We start from the raw sequence: 17,722 nt of genomic DNA, 5'->3' as shown, positions 1-17,722 counted from the left end.
CACTATGCTTTTAAAAAAAGCATAAAGTAAATATCTAGAAATAAATCTCGTTAGAATAAAAACCAATTATTTTTTAAAAAAAAGCATTCAAACACTTGACTCAAAACGCTTCTCGGAGTCTAATAGCACCCTCGGGGCCAGATAGCTCAGTCGGTAGAGCAGAGGATTGAAAATCCTCGTGTCGGTGGTTCGATTCCGCCTCTGGCCACCATGAGAATCAACAACTTATGGTGAGCTCCCGAATACCCAAATTTCAAGACCTCAATAGTAAATCCCAGAATTTTTACAATTCAGCCGACCTAAAAAATTTAGAAACTGAAACAATATTAAACTGAGTTGAATCTGTTTTTAAGCAAGCCGATTGACAGTATAGCCGAAACTCCATACAAAAAAGGGTGTTATTGAGCTACGTCCTTTTTAACTGATTGTAATAATTTAATGCCCTCGCTCTTGCTTCATGATGATTAATAATGGGTTGAGGATAATTTGTATTTGAATAAAACCTCTCAGAATCAATAGATTCCCAAGGCGCATGGATTGATTGGCTTCCTACTTGAGAAAGCTCTGGAACCCAACGTCGAATATAACTTCCATCAGGATCAAATTTTTGACTTTGTAACACTGGATTGAAAATCCGAAAATAAGGTGCTGCATCAGCACCACTTCCAGCAACCCATTGCCAACTTGCGCTATTATTTGCTAAGTCAGCATCTACAAGAGTGTCTAAAAACCAATCCGCACCCAAACGCCAATCAATCAGTAACCCCTTTGTAAGGAATGAGGCAGCAATCATACGGACACGATTATGCATATAGCCCGTTGCCCATAACTCTCTCATTCCCGCATCAATTATCGGATAGCCTGTCAAACCTTTCTGCCAGCACGCCAATAATTGCTCATCGTTGTGCCAAGGAAATGCATTAAACTCACTTTTGAAGTTCTCAAAAGGAAGCTTAGGGAAGTGATAAAGTAAATAAATTGAAAACTCCCGCCATCCCAACTCTGATAAAAAGTGTTCTGCTGATGCTAAATCACAATCTGGCTCAAGCTTTGCTAGCTCAATTGCTCTTACAATTGTCCATGGAGTAATTTCACCAAAATGCAAATGAGGAGATAAACGTGATGTCGCATTTTTTATGGGCAAATCACGATTTTTTTGATAACCACTGAGATGATGCTCTATAAACTCATGCAGTTTGTTTTGTGCACCATTCTCTCCTGGAGTCCAATAATCGTTAAATCGTACAGCCCAATTGATAGTAGGTAATAATTTCCACTCCAAAAGCTTTTCGCTTTGAACTTCAACTCCAGCCGGGTAATACTCTAAATGCTTGGGCGTTGGGATACTAAGGATTTGTTTACAGTATTTCCAGTAAGGGGTAAACACTTTAAAATAATTATCGCTTTTATTTCTAATCGTCCAAGGTTCATGAAGTACACTTCCATTAGAACTGTGAACTTCAATCCCCTGCTCCAACAAGATTGCTTTAATTTTTTTATCACGTGAAATAGCTGCTGGTTCATAACAGCGATTCCAATAGACTGAGCTTACAGAAACAGTCTTGATTAAGTCTAAAATAATCTCCAAAGGATTACCTTTGCGAAGAATAAGATTTAACCCACGTTGAATAAGGGAGTCGCTTAAAGAATTAAGGCTATGATGAAGCCACCAATTTTGTGCTTCTCCTAAAGCACTATTTTTTTCATCATAAATATACAAAGGGATCACAAACTGATGATGAGAACAAGCATTGATAAACGCGGGATTATCATTCAATCTTAAATCGTATCGAAACCAGACTAATGCGATAGTCATATAAATCTCAAATAGAAATCAATGCTCTAATTTATCAATTTATCGAGTCAATTCATAGAAATGAAACAGCTTGAGTAGTGCTAACTATTATAGTTATGGCAAATGCTCTCATGTGAAATTTACGTAACATGTGATTTGAGGCATCGATGCAATTTTAACGTTTAATTAGACTCTCCCTTGGTAAGCAATGAACTGAGACAATTCGCTCTTGCCATGTTCTTATTGCGTTTAATTTTTCCATAAGCTTTTTTCTGTATAATCTGTTTACAATTTATACAGTCAATGGATTATGACTTACGCGGAGAATATTATGTATCAGGTTACTATTGATTTAGGTTTTGATTTAATTGAATGCAGACGCCAGGTTGCGGAAGGAGAAGAGAAGCCTATTAATATTTTCTCGGAAAAAAATATACCACTTATGGCTTCGGTTAATAGAAGGATGGAGGCAGCACTAGAGGTCCTGCACACTAAAACCGGAATTCCTTTGTTACAGTTAAAAGAATCCGCAGCTTATTATGTAACAGCTAATTCCTTTTTCTTTATGGAGCACTTTAAAAATGCTTTTGATGGAGGTGCGACTAAATTTAGGGTCACCTTTGATCTGGATGTAGAAAAAAATGAGTTGACTAGTATTATAAAAGATAATGGTAATGGATTTTCTGGCCTGTTTGCCGTCCCAGCTGCCCCTGTTAAACCTCCTGAAGATGCGGGTGAGGAGCTTCAAAACAAATATGCACAAGAAAAAGCAAGATATGAGCGACAAGTATTAAGACTTGGCGTTAAAGATCCTTCAGGATTTACTGATTATCGTAAAATTATCGATCCCGAATTTAATCCAGAAGAAGGTAGATTAAGAGAAAATAGAGTAATTTCAGATAAAGCAGCAGCTCAAACCTCTGATGCTCCGATCTTTGGTGGCCGAGGACTTGGATTAGCAGGTACCGCAACTTTATTGCATCATGTAACTGGTGGTCATGGAAAAATTCTAATTGGTGATGGTAGCAGCCTTACTAGTAACCCTATAATGCGGGAGCTTGCAGGTCCATCTGTAGTTCGTGTTGATGATGCACGACCAGGAGCGGTTACCGTCTTCAGCGCGCCCCTATTTTCAACTGACTTACGTACAACCCTTGTTGATCGCGCAAAGACATCAGCAAGTGCTGGAGATTATTTGGGGTATATCAATAGGATTGATCCCGTTTTACCAGAACCTGAAGAAGCTGAGGAGTTCGTATTTGGAGCAAAAGCTTCTCCTAGAGCTTCAACTGAAGAGGTTGAGGAGTTCGCATTTGGCTCAAGAGCTTCTCCTAGAGCTTCACCTCGTTCGCCTTCCGCTCATGCCAAGCTTTCAATGTTTACAGCAGAAGGGGAAGATAAAGAAAGTGCAGATCCAAAGGACCCAAAAGTAGACTCTCCTACTAGCCGCAAATAAGTGGTTGCGTCATAACGCAAACTTTGGAGAAAATTGTAGACTGACTTTAAATACAAGAGAGATTTTCATTAAAGACAGTCTGCTTTCGCCAAAACGCCGAGCAGCACTTGCCTCTAAATACGAGGGCGAACATGCTCCTCAACCGCCAGGGATTCCAGTCGTGCTTCCAGCTTAATAAAGTCCAGTGTTCTTGTTGTACGTAACGCCTTCATTGCGGTTAAATCCGCCATGAGTCCCACTGCACGCGCCGTCACCGCACCTATCCCCCACTCTAGTCTCCCTGATACAGTCCTGTATATAGCATAATCAATACCCAACTTAGAATGAACCCCGAACCAAGACTCCCAAACATTGGACAGCCAACTATAAAACTGGCGTAAACCATTCGCAGGAATGGGTCGAGCAACAAATGTCGGTACCGGAACAAAAGGCGTATTCGAACAATACTCATCTACCACATGCATAGGACACAGCCGCTGCCCCCCCCAACTACTGTTCGCCAGTGCTCATCAATATCATTCCAATTTTTAGCTCCAGGAGCTTTTTGAGCCTTCACTTGCTCTTGTAATGCGTTAATAAAAGCAAAATCATAGTGACGCTCCGTTTTGGAGACTCCATTGAGCTTGTACGTCACCCCTTGAGTCTTCACTTGAACATATTGGCGTTGCAACTCCGCAACAATCCCTCGATCTTCTTCAGTCAAATGATCTTGCTCATCCACGGGCAAACAGGCCAACATATCATCCCACAAGTGTTTATCTAAAGCCCATAGCGCGTATTCAAAGCCACTAATCGAAGCAAATTCTCGTCCAGAGCAATCGGTCACTGTATCTCTTTGAAGTAGCAAACGAATATCGTGTCGTAATATTTCTTGCACCTGTTTATGCTCACCATGTACAACATGACTTAAAAATTTTTTCAAAGATTGGCGCTTTGCAGGCAGAGTTGGAGGCAGCTTCGATGAAGCATGAAAATATTGTGAAGTCGTGGCTAGACGAGATGACTCGTTCGAATTGAGAAACGTGTCAACATATCGATGATACGCAGTGGGTAGGAGGCTAAAAAATTTAGCTGTCATTGTATCTTCTTAAATTATTCATAATCTATCATTCAAAATAATGATTATAAATTAGTCTGTTAGAATTTAAAATAAACTAGTGATGAAGATTGTTTTGGATTAAGATGCACTAAATATGGCTTCCTGTTTTTTGCACCACCAGCTTTTCAACCTCAGTATAAAGCTTTTGCAACGAGCCATACCATCTGCATAAATAAAAAACAAAATGCAATTAAATACCACTCAAAGAATGGTCAATACTAATAGTATTTGAATATATATAGCAAATACAGTATATTTATTAACCAAATTAACCAGCACCGAGAAAATTTCATATGTTTAGCAAAGATACGGGCATTGTAAAACAATTAAGCACAACGAGTAATTTTACTAAAGGTTTTGTTACACCAGAGTTTGGATTATTACCTTCTGTGGTTCCGGCATCTGCCCTGCCTGCTAAATTTGCGTTATTGGACAATGCAGCAAAAAATTTAAAAACCTGGGTTAAAGAAAAAAATATTGAACCACTGAAACAATTAAATAAAGAATTAAATGTTCCACTATTAATTGAAGAGATTGATAAGGGTGGATTGACTGATAGTGAGTTAGCAAGAGCAAAATTAATAGTAGGAAAAATTGGGCACGCCTATGGTTATATTTTAAATGCTACTGGAAAAGCCAAACCACATTTTGATATCGAATGCGCCAATTTGTTTCTACTTTGGCAAAAATTAGCCAAGCATATGAACCATTCGCCAGAGTTCCCAATTCTTACAAGTAGTGATACGACTTATTGCAATTGGCGCTACAAAAATCCACAAGAGCAGCATAGTTTGGACAATTTAAAAGATTTAGACAAACTAGAACAGTTAGTACCACTTTTTGATAATAGAGAAGAAATAGTAACTAATCTTGGCGTGGTAGTATTTGAGGCCCATATTGCGCCTGTGGTTCATGCGATAGAAAATATAGTCAAGGCGATGGAGGTTAATGACTTGTCTTTGTTGTCAGATCAATTGGACATCATTTTGCTCTCTATCCAGCATTTTTCAAGTACCTTTGCAGAATTTTACAATTTTCACCGCGGTTCTGGCGAAAGTTTTATTGATCTTAAAACATGGGGAGACACCGTAATGAAAGCGGTTATACCATGTTATCCTGCAGAAAAGGCCCAATTAGGCTCTGATGTCAGCCTTTTTAGTATTCTAGATGCACTTGTAGGTAGAAATAAATATGAATCGCGTTTAGGAAAATCAATGCAGGCCTCACAAGCCTTATTGCCGGAAAATCATAGACTTTTTATACAATATGTAAACGATGCGAATATTAAAGAATTTATTAACCGATGTGAGAACCCTTCTTTAAAAATGAAGTTCCAACAAATTTCAGAGGCATATGTTGGAAAACATGGTTTTTTTGGAATACATACAGAGGTTGCTATGAGCGGCATCGTCGTAACTTCTGGCTCCAATGTGAACCAAAGCGGTGTTAAATTAGATACAAAACTCGGTGAAAACTTAGAAGAAGCAAGAAAAGAAAGAGAAAATCCAGAATTTGAAAACGCCATTCGTTTTCGAATCATCGACCAAGAAAAGATATCCTCTGAAGAGAGCGCAGATAGCGGCAACTTTAGTGTTAAGCTGAAGCTTTGTGGCACTAAGCAAGATAAGACTAAAAGTATTCTTGCGACCATTCAGCCTGGATCTTGCGTATATATTCCTATTAAAAATTCGATGGAACATTTAGCTGAATTCGCAAGTGCATTGAAGTCTTCGCAGATAACCATAGATCTTAATGCAGAAGTAGATATTCACGATAATGAAATATGGCAAAAGACCCTAAGAAAGTGGCCAGAATGTGTAGAAAAAACCAAATTTACCTTAGGAGAGTTGCTTGTTTATGCTGACTTAAACCAACTTGTTGACTCTCTCAAAAAAGGCAGCTCAATCAATTTAAAGAAAAACTTTTTACCTGCACCTGACAGAGTCTATTCTGTTAACTCTGTGGATTCCGAAAATGGCACTCTTAACTTATTAGTAAAAAGACAAGTTTATGGAAGCGGCGCCATTGGAGCAGGATCTTATTTTTTAACTAATAAAGAAAATTTGGGTAAAGAAGTATGCTGTCATATATTGCCCCCATTAAGTTTCACACTGCCTAAAGACAAGAATAAACCTATTTTGTTATTCGCAAATAGTAATGGAATCGCACCTTTTACTCACTTTCTATCCGAGTTGAATAAAAATATATGCACTAATCCAGTATGTCTTGTTTATTTAACGCGATCGGAACAAGAAGATTGGCTAGAAATGCAATTAAGGCAAAACACCCAGTTACTGCCCAATCTCCAGTGTTGTATGATTTATACTGGAAAAAACAAACGAGTAGAGTGGCTGACAAAAAGTAAAATTGATAGCGTCAGTCCTTCTCAAGACAAACTTATTGCGATTGATACAGTGATTAATCGTTTTAAGTCAGAAGAATTTTTCGCCTATGTCTGCGGAAGTGTACCCTTTACAAAGACACTTCTGGACAGATTAAAGAAAGCGTTAGGTGAAGAGCGATTTTTAAGCATGATTGGCTGCTCTCAATTAGTCTATGAAGCGTTTAGTTTTACAAATGCCGACGAAGTGAGAAATGCTGACTGGAATAGAGAATATACTCTAGAAGAAATTAATCAACACAATACAGCAGAAAGTTGTTGGGTAACCGTTGATGGGACTGTTTATGACATCACTGAATTTCTGAACATCCATAAAGCAGGACGAGATATGTTCTTGTCCAAAGCACTAGTCGATAGAGATATGACAGCAATGTATCGGCTGACGCACAAGGAAAGCTCTACTGCAGAGAGCTGGTTGCAAAGTTATCGTATAGGACGAATCAAAGCCACAATAGCAGATTCTCCTGCAGTAATTATCGAACCACAGACCCATAGTACCTTACCTAAATCATGTCCTTTTTCTACCCAAGTTACTGTTTTGCAGGGCCATCATCAATTAGATAGCTCAGCCACCTGCCCTTTTCTTAGCCGACAAAGAAAAACCGATGTGCTAGCACAAGAAAAGCCTGTTACGGTTACTCCGGATAGGACTCCTGATGTTTCAACAAGTCAAAGCTGGTGTGGGTTCTTCAAAAAAGCTGCTCCAGTAATAGCAATAATAGGTGTAAGCGCCGCAATTGCGACTGTTTATGCAAATAAATAAAAAAGCATCACAACCGTATTTTTAGAGATAAGAATCATTTGATAAACGCTGGGCTTAACAGTCCAGCCTAGATCTATTTTAAATATGTACAGTAGAAAATGTCCCCTTTACCACACATATTAATAAATTATGTTTTGCTTTTAAAGTAAGGGCTCTGAGTGAAGATGGCTTACTCTAACCAATTGATTTTTAAATGCTTTTAATGATCAGTGCTCAAGCATACAATGACTTTAATGAACACAGTCTCCAATTAATTTAATCATAATAATCAAAAATAGAACAAATTGTCTTGCATTTAAAAGAATCTTTGCGTATCATCGTCAGTCCAATAATAGATCAACAAGACACATTTATATAACCATTGTTTATAAATTAATTGATGCGTAAATTTAAATTTGAATCGGAGAAGTAAATGTTATCGAAACAACCACAAGACAAACAGGCAAAAGAAACACCAGTACAACCAAAAGACAAACAGGTAAAAGAAATACCAGTTCAAACATCACCTCAAGCATCAGTTGAAACATCAGTACAAGCACAAGATGAGCATATTAGATCCTGGTCTGAAATTGACGTTAAAGCATCAAAATATTACGATAAAATCATTGCCTTATGTAAAAAGAATTTAAAAGTTGATGAGAATGTGACGTTCTTAGTGGTGGATCATTGTCTACAAACATTTGAAACACATGTGGACTCTGTAGCCAAACTCGGCAAAATAGCCGGTGTCATTCTGAAAAGTTCTACTCATGTTAAAGAAGCTGAGGAATTTGCCACAAAACACTGCAAAATATTAGATGTTACAAAAGAGGCCCTTAAAGATCCTCAGGTAGCAATTGATCTTGTGTTACAGAATACTAAACCTGGTGAAAAATTGGTTATCATGGACCATGGTGGTTATTTTTCTTATGCGCTTAAAGGAATGATGCAACACTCTGAAGTAAGCAAAAGATTAATTGGTATTGCAGAAGTCACTGAAAATGGCCACTACAAACTAAATAAAGCGTTAAAAGAAACGCCAGTTCCAAATCTTTCTGTTGCGCGTAGCAACATTAAAGAGTTAGAGGATGCACAAACAGGCGTTGCTATTTGCGATGCAAGCAATACAATTCTTTATGGCGTCCATTCTGCTTTAAATTCATTACAACATGCTTGTGTTATCGGTTACGGAAAAATCGGTCGAAGTATCGCCAATAGTTGCAGAAAAAGAGGAATTCCAGACGTCACTGTGATTGAAATTGATCCACTTCGCGCGCAAATGGCGATGATTGATGGGCATGAGGTCGTGATGGGGAATGATGAAACTGCTAAAGCCCTAGCTTTACAAAAAGCACAGATTTTATTTAGTGCAACGGGTTCAAAAGTATTGTCAAGCAAAGATATTGCTAACTTACGAAAAATTGATCGTACTTCTGAAAATGACACGAACCCAGTTTTGTTTATTGCATCATGTACATCACCAGATGATGAGTTCAGCGATGACTTTTTCTCAGAATTAGCAGCTCAAAGTACAAACAAACAATCAGATCGTGCCAAGAGTGAAGAACAGCTCCATTTGTCTCCTTATAAGCTATTTGATGGTCGTACAATTTATGTTTTAAATGAAGGAAAGTCAGTTAATTTTGCAATTGGCGGTACTCCGGGCTTTGAAATTTGCCAAGTCTGGGCTAGTGTTTTATATACTGCGGCGAAGTTAGCAGCACAAGACGTAAAGCCTTCTAATACGGTACAAGAATTGTCGCGCGAAGAAGAAAGCTCAATTGGTGCTGTAACACAAGAGGTATTCTTTGGTAAAAAATGTTGTGAGAAAGCCCCTAAGCAGAAAGAAACTGAAAAACCATCTGCTAAACCTAAACTCCACCGCTCTCATAGTTTTTCAGAGATTTCTGTAGCACACACGGGAATGTGGGCTCCACCAAAACAAAAACCAGAGTCACGCGATCATGATGATTTAAAGCAACAACACGGCAAAGTAAAATAACTGGCTTGTGATTGAATAATATAGACTTGACTCGCTGTGTCGCGTCAAGTCTATTCATAATTTGCAATTCTCCATCAGTGATAACAGACATCTTGGATGTCTAGTAACACATAACAATCAATGATAGGTAATACAATGTCTTCAGAGAGAATGGGACAAGCTCTTGGTAGTTCATTATCTACAACTATAGCCCAAGAGACAGATCAGAAAATCGAACAAAATCAACAAAAAAGAAAAGTCATTCTGAACAGAACAATCTATTCTATCAGTGCATTCGTCGCCTTACCTACTAGTGTATTATCTGGATTTGCAGCACTTGAAAGTACACATGGAAATCTTATATCACTCAATTCCCTCAATGCAATTAAGCATTTACTAATCAATCAATCTATAGGTCAAATCCTTTATGGGCTCATTTGTTTTCTCGCCACTGCTCTTGTTTTGACTGGTCTTAATAAAAAATATCTTTTGGGCTCTACACAAACAGTTTTAGAACTCATTAGAAGTGACATCATTTATTTAAAAAACAAATGTTCAAAAAAATTGGGCGGAAACAAAATTTTGTTCATTGAAAATGGACTATTCGTATGGTGCTTCGTGACCAGTCTGATTTTTGCAGAGCTTGGCAAAGAGACCATGGCTTTCTTAGGAGTTCCTGGAGAACTCCTTGGTTTTTATCTTAATTTAGTGGTGTACTTTGCTACGCGATACGCAGGAGCACGTCGTTTTTTTCGCAACATTCTCGAACGGAATAATACCGAACACTCACTTAATGCCAAAGCGGCTTTAAAAGATCATATGATTATAAAAACATCGCTTGGCATTGGGTATATTGTAGCGTTTATTAGTGCAATTCCGATTATTATTAATTTTATTCCCGAATGTGTTAAAGGACTACAAATGCTATTACAAAGCAATTTGCATGCAGATCCCAAATATCAAAACATGACCGCAATAACTGTCGGTTTGATTGCAACATTACCTACAGTCTTTTTCTATAGTGTTAGTATTAAAGATTTACCCAAACACTTGGCGAAATCAGGTCTACTATTTCACCAAAAGATAAAAGCTCGTCATTCTAAACATGCTTTATTATTAGTGATACTTACCCTGCTTGCTTTTGCAGCGAGTTATTTTGCAGGCATAGGTTTTCGTTTGGTAGGCACCAGCAACATTGAGCAAGGTTATTTATCTTATTTGAATCAAGTAATTGCAAGCTGGATGCCCAATCTGCTTTTTATTGCGTGTGTGATGATGTTTTGGTCACACTTACAACATTTAATCAATGAGCGTTTAAAACAAGAATAAACATCACATCCTGGAGAGCGCCTTGGCAACTTTGGACTGGTTGCCTGATGAAAAATATTTGTGTATAGTTGACAATTAATGATCACAGTCTTTTATAAGTAAGCAGAACACACTTATCTTTCATTGATGAACAAAAGGAATATTGTGCCTAAAGTTTATAAGGGAATACACGCTCAAATAACAAAAAAATATAAAGCTTATTACTTAAGCGAACCTACCTCCAAGTCTTTAGCGAGAAATATCCAAGACCTTACCCTTGATGACATTATACAGTTATTAAAAGAAGTAAGAGATACCCCTGAACTCACTGAAATGTCTATTGCTCTATCTCGAAGAAGTAATTTATTTGATAAATTAGTTCTTATGGTAGGTGATGAACCCCATGAATGGGCTTTAAGATTACACACCTATAACATGGTAAGACAAAGTGATGAGCCTGGGTATGTCATAAGCAATTTAAATAAAAAAATAAGAGACGATGAAAACCACATACATGAACATAGTTGGCAACTGGCTTCTAGATTTTTAATTGGTGGATTTAGTAATCATCAATATGCTAAAACTAAAGGGGCGCCACTTTTTAATCGTTATAATTTAGTTCCCACGACCAGAGATGGAGTTTCTGAAGACACACCATCTAGAAGAGCTGTATTAGAAGGACAAACAGGGATAACGGAAACTACTGAGGATTTATACCAACAAGGGGATTTAGTCCATTACCCCATGGAAATTCCTCATAAAGTTGACACCCATGTTTCCTCTTACTTAGGTATGACAGTTACCTTGGCTCATACCTCTGAGCGTCATCACGAAAACTCGATTTTCTACGAGAAAATACAAGGTGAGCCTGACAATGACGGAGTGAAAGAACTGGCAATTGAAGCCCATAAGTACACTAAAACAACCCATTCTCAAGCAATAAACGTTGCTATTACTCATTTAGAGCTTATAAAATTATGCGATCAGCTAGCCGAAAAAGGATTTTCTCGTTTTAATCGTTTTGTAGATCCCATTACCAAACAATTATCTCCAAATAATGTACTCGAGACTGAGTTATTGCCTACAATAGCAATGTTAATCTTACAGCAAAATGAGGACTTTATAGAACATCCACTCACAGCGGAATTAAAGGGAAAATCAACAGAAGAAATTCAAAAAATAAAAACATATTATGCCAATAGAAGTAGTGAATTAAAAAAAATCATTGAAGAAGCTATTAAGGAGATGCACCAACCTGCTTTAATGCAGCTTATTAGTACATCTCAACAAAATTTAATTGCTAATCTATATACAGCCTTTCGTGATAATTTAACTTCAGATGTTCTGAGCGTATTAAAAAAGAGAGAGAGAAGTACACCAGAACATGTCCTAAGGAGGGAAAGTTTCTTTAATAGTGAACGACAAACGAAAGAAACAGGTACGTTAGTACATGAAAACTGCGATTCGCCACGCAAAGCCCTTTCATTTAAATAATAGAGCTGGTGGTCTCTATGACAAATAGCTTGGCTGGCGAATGAGGTTTATATTTTCACCTTGAGCTATTATTTTAATACAAAAGTTGTCAGATAAAGTTCATCCTGAGTTCTTCTAAGTATCTTTGCAATGTGTGGAAGTAAGTTTAATGCGATTAGAGGATTATTCTCCATCATTTTTTTAAAATCCTCCTCATCAATGGCCAAAGCCTCTGTATCCTCCAGAGCAACGATGCTGGCGGATCGAGGTAAACCATCAATGATCGCAAGTTCACCAAGAATTGCTCCTGGACCTAACTCAGCAAGTTGCCATTTCCTGTCATAACCTCGCTCACGATATACTTGCACTCGACCAGAAACAATTAGAAAACAAGGACCTGGACAATCACCTTCGTTAATAAGAAAATCACCATTCTCAAAATGTTCTTGATGACAAAGACTTACCAATTGTACCAGTTGCGTATCGCTTAGGTTTGAAAATAGTTCTGAAGATTTCAATATTTCAAGAGTATCCATTTCTTTACCTGCTCTCAGATCATTTCCCTTAAATCATATTATTAAGCGCTCATAAAACATGCACTCTCATGCTAAATGTAGTAGTTGCTGAACACTCCGTCAAACAGACCTCACCCCACAAAAGTTGTAATCCAAAAGTTAAATAATATTTGGAGCATGACCGTTAACGTAATTCATTGAATTCAAACTACACTTAATATAGACATTGTTTATGCTAATGGATAAATGGTAAGGATCACCATGCACCTATCATTAAATAAATTTCTTGTCGTTATATTAATAGTTATTCTTATCGCACTGTATTATACATCTAGACCACCGCTTACAAGCGCCGCAGAGGTTACATCTGGGGAACTGCTTAAAGACGATGCAACAATCTGTGCCGAACTTCCCAAAGATCCAGCAACACTTCCTTTTATTTCATACAACACACAAGAAGGTTTTGATGAGTGTGTGTCACGTTGTATGACCTCTGTTATGAGGCAAGTTTGCCGACAACTGCCAAGCCAATCAAATTTCTTTTCTACTCGCCCAGAAATTAAGCAACAAATGTTGGCAGGATGTACCCAGAATATTAAAGGTTTTGTCACGAATCACACCCGATGTCCTTATTTGCACTGTGAACCATAAATAAAATAAGGCGTGCGATTTGCATATTTGAGGGCGATACAATGATACATAGAACAAACGTATTTATTGCCCAAGTTGCATGCAATGGATACAGAAAGGGGTTTCATCGATTCTCAGACCGAGTCCCGATCTTGCGCTAGAAAAATCCATTTATTGGCTAGCCTTTTAAAGCGTGGGACGCAAATCTTCGTCTTTAAGCCCCTCGGCAGATGACGTGGAGCTCTCTTCTGCAAAAATACTTTTTGTACGAAGTGCCTGGGCACTCGCTCCTAATCGTTCCTTTTCCTGACACTCTGTGATTACATCACAAATGGTTGATTCTGCAATACCTGCAACATTATCGACTACTTCTAACAAAATACTTGTTGCATCAAGAGCTCTGCCATCAAAAGGTTCATAATCTTTAACCAATTTCGCAACAACTTCAGTTTGCAATGATGGGGATAGATCTCTAGCGGCAAGAAATTCACCCACTTTAGTTGGCTCAGGCATCGGCTCAAAATGATGCTTATCGTCTAATAATCGAAACAACTCTGGAAAAGTTTTGTCATTTACTCCGTGCATTCTTGCATAAACTATTAGCTCTTCCATGTTAGGAAATGTGAGTAATCTTCCCGCTCTTTCATCATATTGGCAAATTTTAAAGTCCTCGGGATAGTTAAAAGCCTGGACCAGATATTTGCGAATGAGTGCAATTTCTAGTAAAGATTGATAGTAGTGCATTAATGCTCTTGGATTTTGACTATCTAGGTCTATTTTACGCACAAATAAGCCAACACAAGATGACTTCCATGCATCGAGTAAAACCTCATTCATTTGACCGTCTCGTTGCCCTACTTCGACAGCTAATTCGTCTAATGTTTTTGCGCCTACAGCATTTGATTTAAGCAAATCGACGCCTGCCCGCTCTTTACGCTTCGCAAATTTTGTTTCTCTATTCGAATTTGAGTCGTTAGGGCTTACATCGTAGACATTACATTTTTCTGCTTCAAATAAGAAACCATAGCAACGACCATCAAATCCATAAGTGGGAACATGTTTTCCTTTCACAAGGAGAGTCGTCGATGATAGGCAAGATCCACCCGAGCTAGCCAATAGCTTTGCTTCCGCTCGCCAATCATTTAGTTCAACTCGCTCTGGCTCTACCGTAATACGATTAATTGTTTTGGCAATTAATCGTGATTCACTATATAAAGTTCCAATTGATTTAGGCATAATGTGTTTCTCACTAAAAAAAACAATAATCGAACATACTGATTATTTTTTTACAGTATAGCGCATTATTCTTAGTGAATTATTAATTGAAACAAAGAGACAATTACTATGTTTAATCGTTTACCACTGAAATTATTAGTTAAAATGTGTCATGACTTAGGAGAGAAATGCGAGGATAAATTATCTTTCGTTTCTTCTTACTCCAGCTCTCTTTATAGGCAGAAAATGGAGTGCCGTTTAGCTGCCATTTTGGCAACGCCAACGTCCAAACATTTTATTCAGCTTCTAGCTTACATTCAAAACGATGCAGAAGATGGCCGTGCTATTCTACTCGATGAAACGTACAAAAGAATTCTTTTGGAAAAAAGACCCAAAGAGTTGCCTCATTGGATGCTTAGTTTAGCTGAGTGTCATCTCGCTTTGGTCAGTGTTTTATTGAAAGACGAAGATTATAAAAACTCATTAAGTTTATCTGAATTCAGATATTTGATGTCTAACTATCCGGATTTAGAGGCATTAATTAAGAAAGATAAAATTAACGAACCAACTGAAGTGCCGCCATTAAGTATCAATGAGACAGAAGAGATAGAATTAGACCATTCGGATTGTAAAACAATAGCAATGTGCCCTTAGATCTCTGCCATCACACCTCAGGCTGGGGCATTTGCCCCAACCTGCAGTACCTTCTTTTTCATCATCTTGCAGGTCTTGTCCCAAGAAATGCTTGTTAATCTGACTAAGATCATAACTTATTGTAAATAAAATATTTTCCTGTTAGCATTGTTATGTTTATAAACATTATGTGCCCTTAGGATACGGGTTGTTTTATAAACTCTTCTCCAAGGACTATAGAAGATATAAGGAAATATAATCATGATGATGAAACAAGAAAATTTAGATAACAATTCAGAGGATCATGGTAGTTCAGAAAGTTCTAGTTTAAAGCGTCCCGCCCCTCTCACTCAAAATAGACAGCAATTAACTTTTTTTGAAGGAGCATTTGTTAAAAATCATGATATTAAAAAACAATATTATTTTAAACCAAAGCCACTGATACGTGCTCAATGGGAGGCGTATTGTGCTGCAATACACCAGCTTATTGTTACACCTCACTATGTACCCAGTTATAAAGCTTATAAAGGAAGTGTTGATCCCATGGAACAATGGGGTGATGATTTAATTGCGCTCATTCGCAATGCGTTTACTGATCGCTCAGGCTTCTTAATGAAGTTATTGAGTGGTGAACTCTTCTTAAAATTTTTTATAAAGCCAACCGATGAAATGCATGGAGTTGCTTCGAAAGCAATTGATTTTGTATCAAGTGCTGATGCCCCATTAAGAGAAGAGGATTTGATAATGCGATGCCAACCCTTCTTTAATGCGTTTATGAGTACAAAAATCAAAAAAATGCTAACCGAACCTACCAGGAGGCTTGAGGAAGATTGGCAGCAGCGTTCTTTACCCCAAAGAGTAGTCGGTTTTTTTTCGCTGCCTAATACGCCATTGGAACTCTATAGAGAAATATTAACTTCTTTAGATTTTGCAACTCCTAAGATGATACGAAAGTGGCATGAAAATCCTTTATGCCCTGAAGAGTTAAAGCTTTTATTCAATGGCTGGATGAATCACGATATAAAAGAGGAACATCTCAATCTATCCATCCCCGTTTTTGAGCAATTTGACGCTCAGTATCCTTCCTTTGAACCAGATCAAACCCTCCGCTGTTCTTTTAAAGGTAAAGAATATTCAATATCTTCAACCTTGTTGTATCAATATAGGTTAATCAAAGGCCAAGGACGGACTGGTATTGTTCGCTGGATTTACCAAGATTGGGATTCAAATAAAAGTAATGGGTCTAAAAAGGGAGAGATGGTTGATTTCGAATACAGCAAAATGAATGTCTTAATGAGAGGTGTATTTTGGGAGCCTTATATAAAATTAATCGTCAAAATTCAGCAAGAGCTAGGACTTTCGTCTGAGGACATCGTTAGAGAAGAGAATTTCCATGGTTTCAATATCCAAATGTTTAAATTTTTAGGATTTGAACATGAACCTGCGAGTCCTGAGCTCATTACTCGATTTCCTGATCTTGGAGATAAAGAACAATATGTCCATTATCACTCAACTAAAAGACATTATTTTAACCGAGCTTTATTTGGTTTCATCACCGCTTTTTTGACGGAGTGCAAAAACAGCAAAATAAAAGACACTGTTTTTACCAAATTTATCACCGCTTTATTACCAAGTTTGGTTGATGATGCCGAATTGGAATCCAATTTTATTAGCAAATTCTCTGACGCATGCCATCTAGGATACTTTACTATTAAAGAACTTCTGTCCGGATATCCGGAGGTGGATTTATGGAAAAGAGAAGTTCTATTCACCCGATTACTCCATAAATGGGATACTTTTTATAAGCAGAATCAAGACATTTTTGAGTATATTGAAGAATATTTATTAGAAATGGTAGGTTCAAAAAATAAAGCGTTTACCAAGGAAGATAATGAAGTAAATCAACTGCTTTCCGAACACCCAGTATATATATACCATAAAAATGTGAGCTTATTAAAATATGTTCTCACCTCAAGAGAGCAATATAGAGCCTACACTGAATTATATTTTGATCAGGATAATACTAAAAAGGAGCTCGTAGAAGATGAAGTGAGCTCTATAAGAGAATGGCAACATACCGCAATCAATACAGAGCAATTCCAACAATTCATTATAAATTATGGCGATGAAGCGATGGAAATCATTCTTAGAGAGTTTGCCGAAACTAAAGCAAAATTTCAAAGCAAAATGACTAAGAAGCCTGAATATAAGCAAATTATTGATAGTTTGGATCTTGAGGATATTCAACAAAAATATTTAGCCCTAAAAGAAGAAATACTATCTATAGTTGATTCGTCTCACAAGGATGAGCTTGCGATAAGAATAGCTGAAGTAGATGAGGAAGAGGAAGAAAGTTATTCTTACTAATAAATGCATCACTTGTTCAAATTGAGTAGAACAGCGAGATCACTAGGCTGTTCTACTTAACTCAACCACTCCCAAATAGCAGCAGAACTTTTTAATTTAGGCATCTA

13 protein-coding genes and 1 tRNA gene are annotated in these 17,722 nt (G+C 37.5%); 9 read left to right on the top strand and 5 right to left on the bottom strand.

Translation table 11 applies throughout. From position 1 onward, the window contains the following. Positions 1-135 precede the first annotated feature (135 nt). A tRNA-Phe gene (locus Lste_RS05105) sits at positions 136-211 on the top strand. A gap of 195 nt (positions 212-406) precedes the next feature. Here the strand turns inward: Lste_RS05105 and Lste_RS05100 are convergent. Next, positions 407-1,816 carry a cryptochrome/photolyase family protein gene (locus Lste_RS05100; RefSeq protein WP_058509996.1) on the bottom strand — a complete coding sequence of 470 codons (1,410 nt, stop codon included), beginning with the start codon at positions 1,814-1,816 and terminating at the stop codon, positions 407-409. A gap of 310 nt (positions 1,817-2,126) precedes the next feature. Here Lste_RS05100 and Lste_RS05095 point away from each other — a divergent pair, with 310 nt between their 5' ends. Beyond that, a complete protein-coding gene (locus Lste_RS05095; RefSeq protein ID WP_058509995.1) occupies positions 2,127-3,251 on the top strand; it encodes a hypothetical protein in 1,125 nt (374 codons plus the stop codon). A 113-nt stretch (positions 3,252-3,364) separates the two neighbouring features. Here the strand turns inward: Lste_RS05095 and Lste_RS19100 are convergent, their stop codons facing one another. Together Lste_RS19100 and Lste_RS18710 are read right to left on the bottom strand one after the other, a co-directional pair. After that, positions 3,365-3,505 (bottom strand): hypothetical protein, encoded by a 141-nt coding sequence (locus Lste_RS19100; RefSeq protein WP_157070706.1) that lies wholly within the window; start codon positions 3,503-3,505, stop codon positions 3,365-3,367. Between the two features lie 197 nt (positions 3,506-3,702). After that, positions 3,703-4,329: a hypothetical protein gene (locus Lste_RS18710; RefSeq protein WP_058509993.1), complete on the bottom strand. Its 627-nt coding sequence runs from the start codon at positions 4,327-4,329 to the stop codon at positions 3,703-3,705. A 314-nt stretch (positions 4,330-4,643) separates the two neighbouring features. On the opposite strand from Lste_RS18710, the gene Lste_RS05080 reads away from it, so the two are divergent. The 4 genes from Lste_RS05080 to Lste_RS05065 all read left to right on the top strand — a co-directional run bounded on the left by Lste_RS05080 (position 4,644) and on the right by Lste_RS05065 (position 12,276). Then, the gene (locus Lste_RS05080; protein ID WP_058509992.1) at positions 4,644-7,514 is read left to right on the top strand and encodes a cytochrome b5 domain-containing protein; all 2,871 of its coding nucleotides are present in this window, start codon (positions 4,644-4,646) and stop codon (positions 7,512-7,514) included. A 412-nt stretch (positions 7,515-7,926) separates the two neighbouring features. Continuing rightward, entirely contained in the window at positions 7,927-9,495 is a 1,569-nt protein-coding gene (locus Lste_RS05075) for an NAD-binding protein (protein WP_058509991.1), read from the top strand. A 135-nt stretch (positions 9,496-9,630) separates the two neighbouring features. Next, positions 9,631-10,803, top strand: a complete 1,173-nt coding sequence (locus Lste_RS05070) for a hypothetical protein (protein WP_058509990.1) — start codon at positions 9,631-9,633, stop codon at positions 10,801-10,803. A gap of 144 nt (positions 10,804-10,947) precedes the next feature. Continuing rightward, positions 10,948-12,276, top strand: a complete 1,329-nt coding sequence (locus Lste_RS05065; RefSeq protein ID WP_058509989.1) for a hypothetical protein — start codon at positions 10,948-10,950, stop codon at positions 12,274-12,276. 68 nt (positions 12,277-12,344) lie between these two features. Here the strand turns inward: Lste_RS05065 and Lste_RS05060 are convergent, their stop codons facing one another. Further along, positions 12,345-12,791, bottom strand: coding sequence for a cyclic nucleotide-binding domain-containing protein (locus Lste_RS05060; RefSeq protein ID WP_058509988.1), 447 nt, complete (start codon positions 12,789-12,791; stop codon positions 12,345-12,347). Between the two features lie 240 nt (positions 12,792-13,031). On the opposite strand from Lste_RS05060, the gene Lste_RS05055 reads away from it, so the two are divergent. Next, positions 13,032-13,421 (top strand): hypothetical protein, encoded by a 390-nt coding sequence (locus Lste_RS05055; RefSeq protein ID WP_058509987.1) that lies wholly within the window; start codon positions 13,032-13,034, stop codon positions 13,419-13,421. A 165-nt stretch (positions 13,422-13,586) separates the two neighbouring features. Here Lste_RS05055 and Lste_RS19390 read toward each other — a convergent pair whose 3' ends face one another. Further along, on the bottom strand, positions 13,587-14,636 hold the full coding sequence (locus Lste_RS19390; protein WP_068310901.1) for a hypothetical protein: 1,050 nt from the start codon (positions 14,634-14,636) through the stop codon (positions 13,587-13,589). Positions 14,637-14,744: 108 nt separating this feature from the next. Between Lste_RS19390 and Lste_RS05045 the strand changes: the two genes are divergently transcribed. Beyond that, complete coding sequence (locus tag Lste_RS05045) at positions 14,745-15,269, top strand: hypothetical protein (RefSeq protein WP_058509986.1); 525 nt, start codon at positions 14,745-14,747, stop codon at positions 15,267-15,269. A gap of 240 nt (positions 15,270-15,509) precedes the next feature. Beyond that, positions 15,510-17,615 carry a hypothetical protein gene (locus Lste_RS05040; RefSeq protein ID WP_058509985.1) on the top strand — a complete coding sequence of 702 codons (2,106 nt, stop codon included), beginning with the start codon at positions 15,510-15,512 and terminating at the stop codon, positions 17,613-17,615. Positions 17,616-17,722: the final 107 nt, after the last annotated feature.

Source organism: Legionella steelei (assembly GCF_001468005.1).
In the GTDB taxonomy this organism is placed as follows: Bacteria; Pseudomonadota; Gammaproteobacteria; order Legionellales; family Legionellaceae; genus Legionella; species Legionella steelei.
Note: the sequence above shows the minus strand (reverse complement) of the source record. Positions and strands in the feature narration are given on the sequence as shown.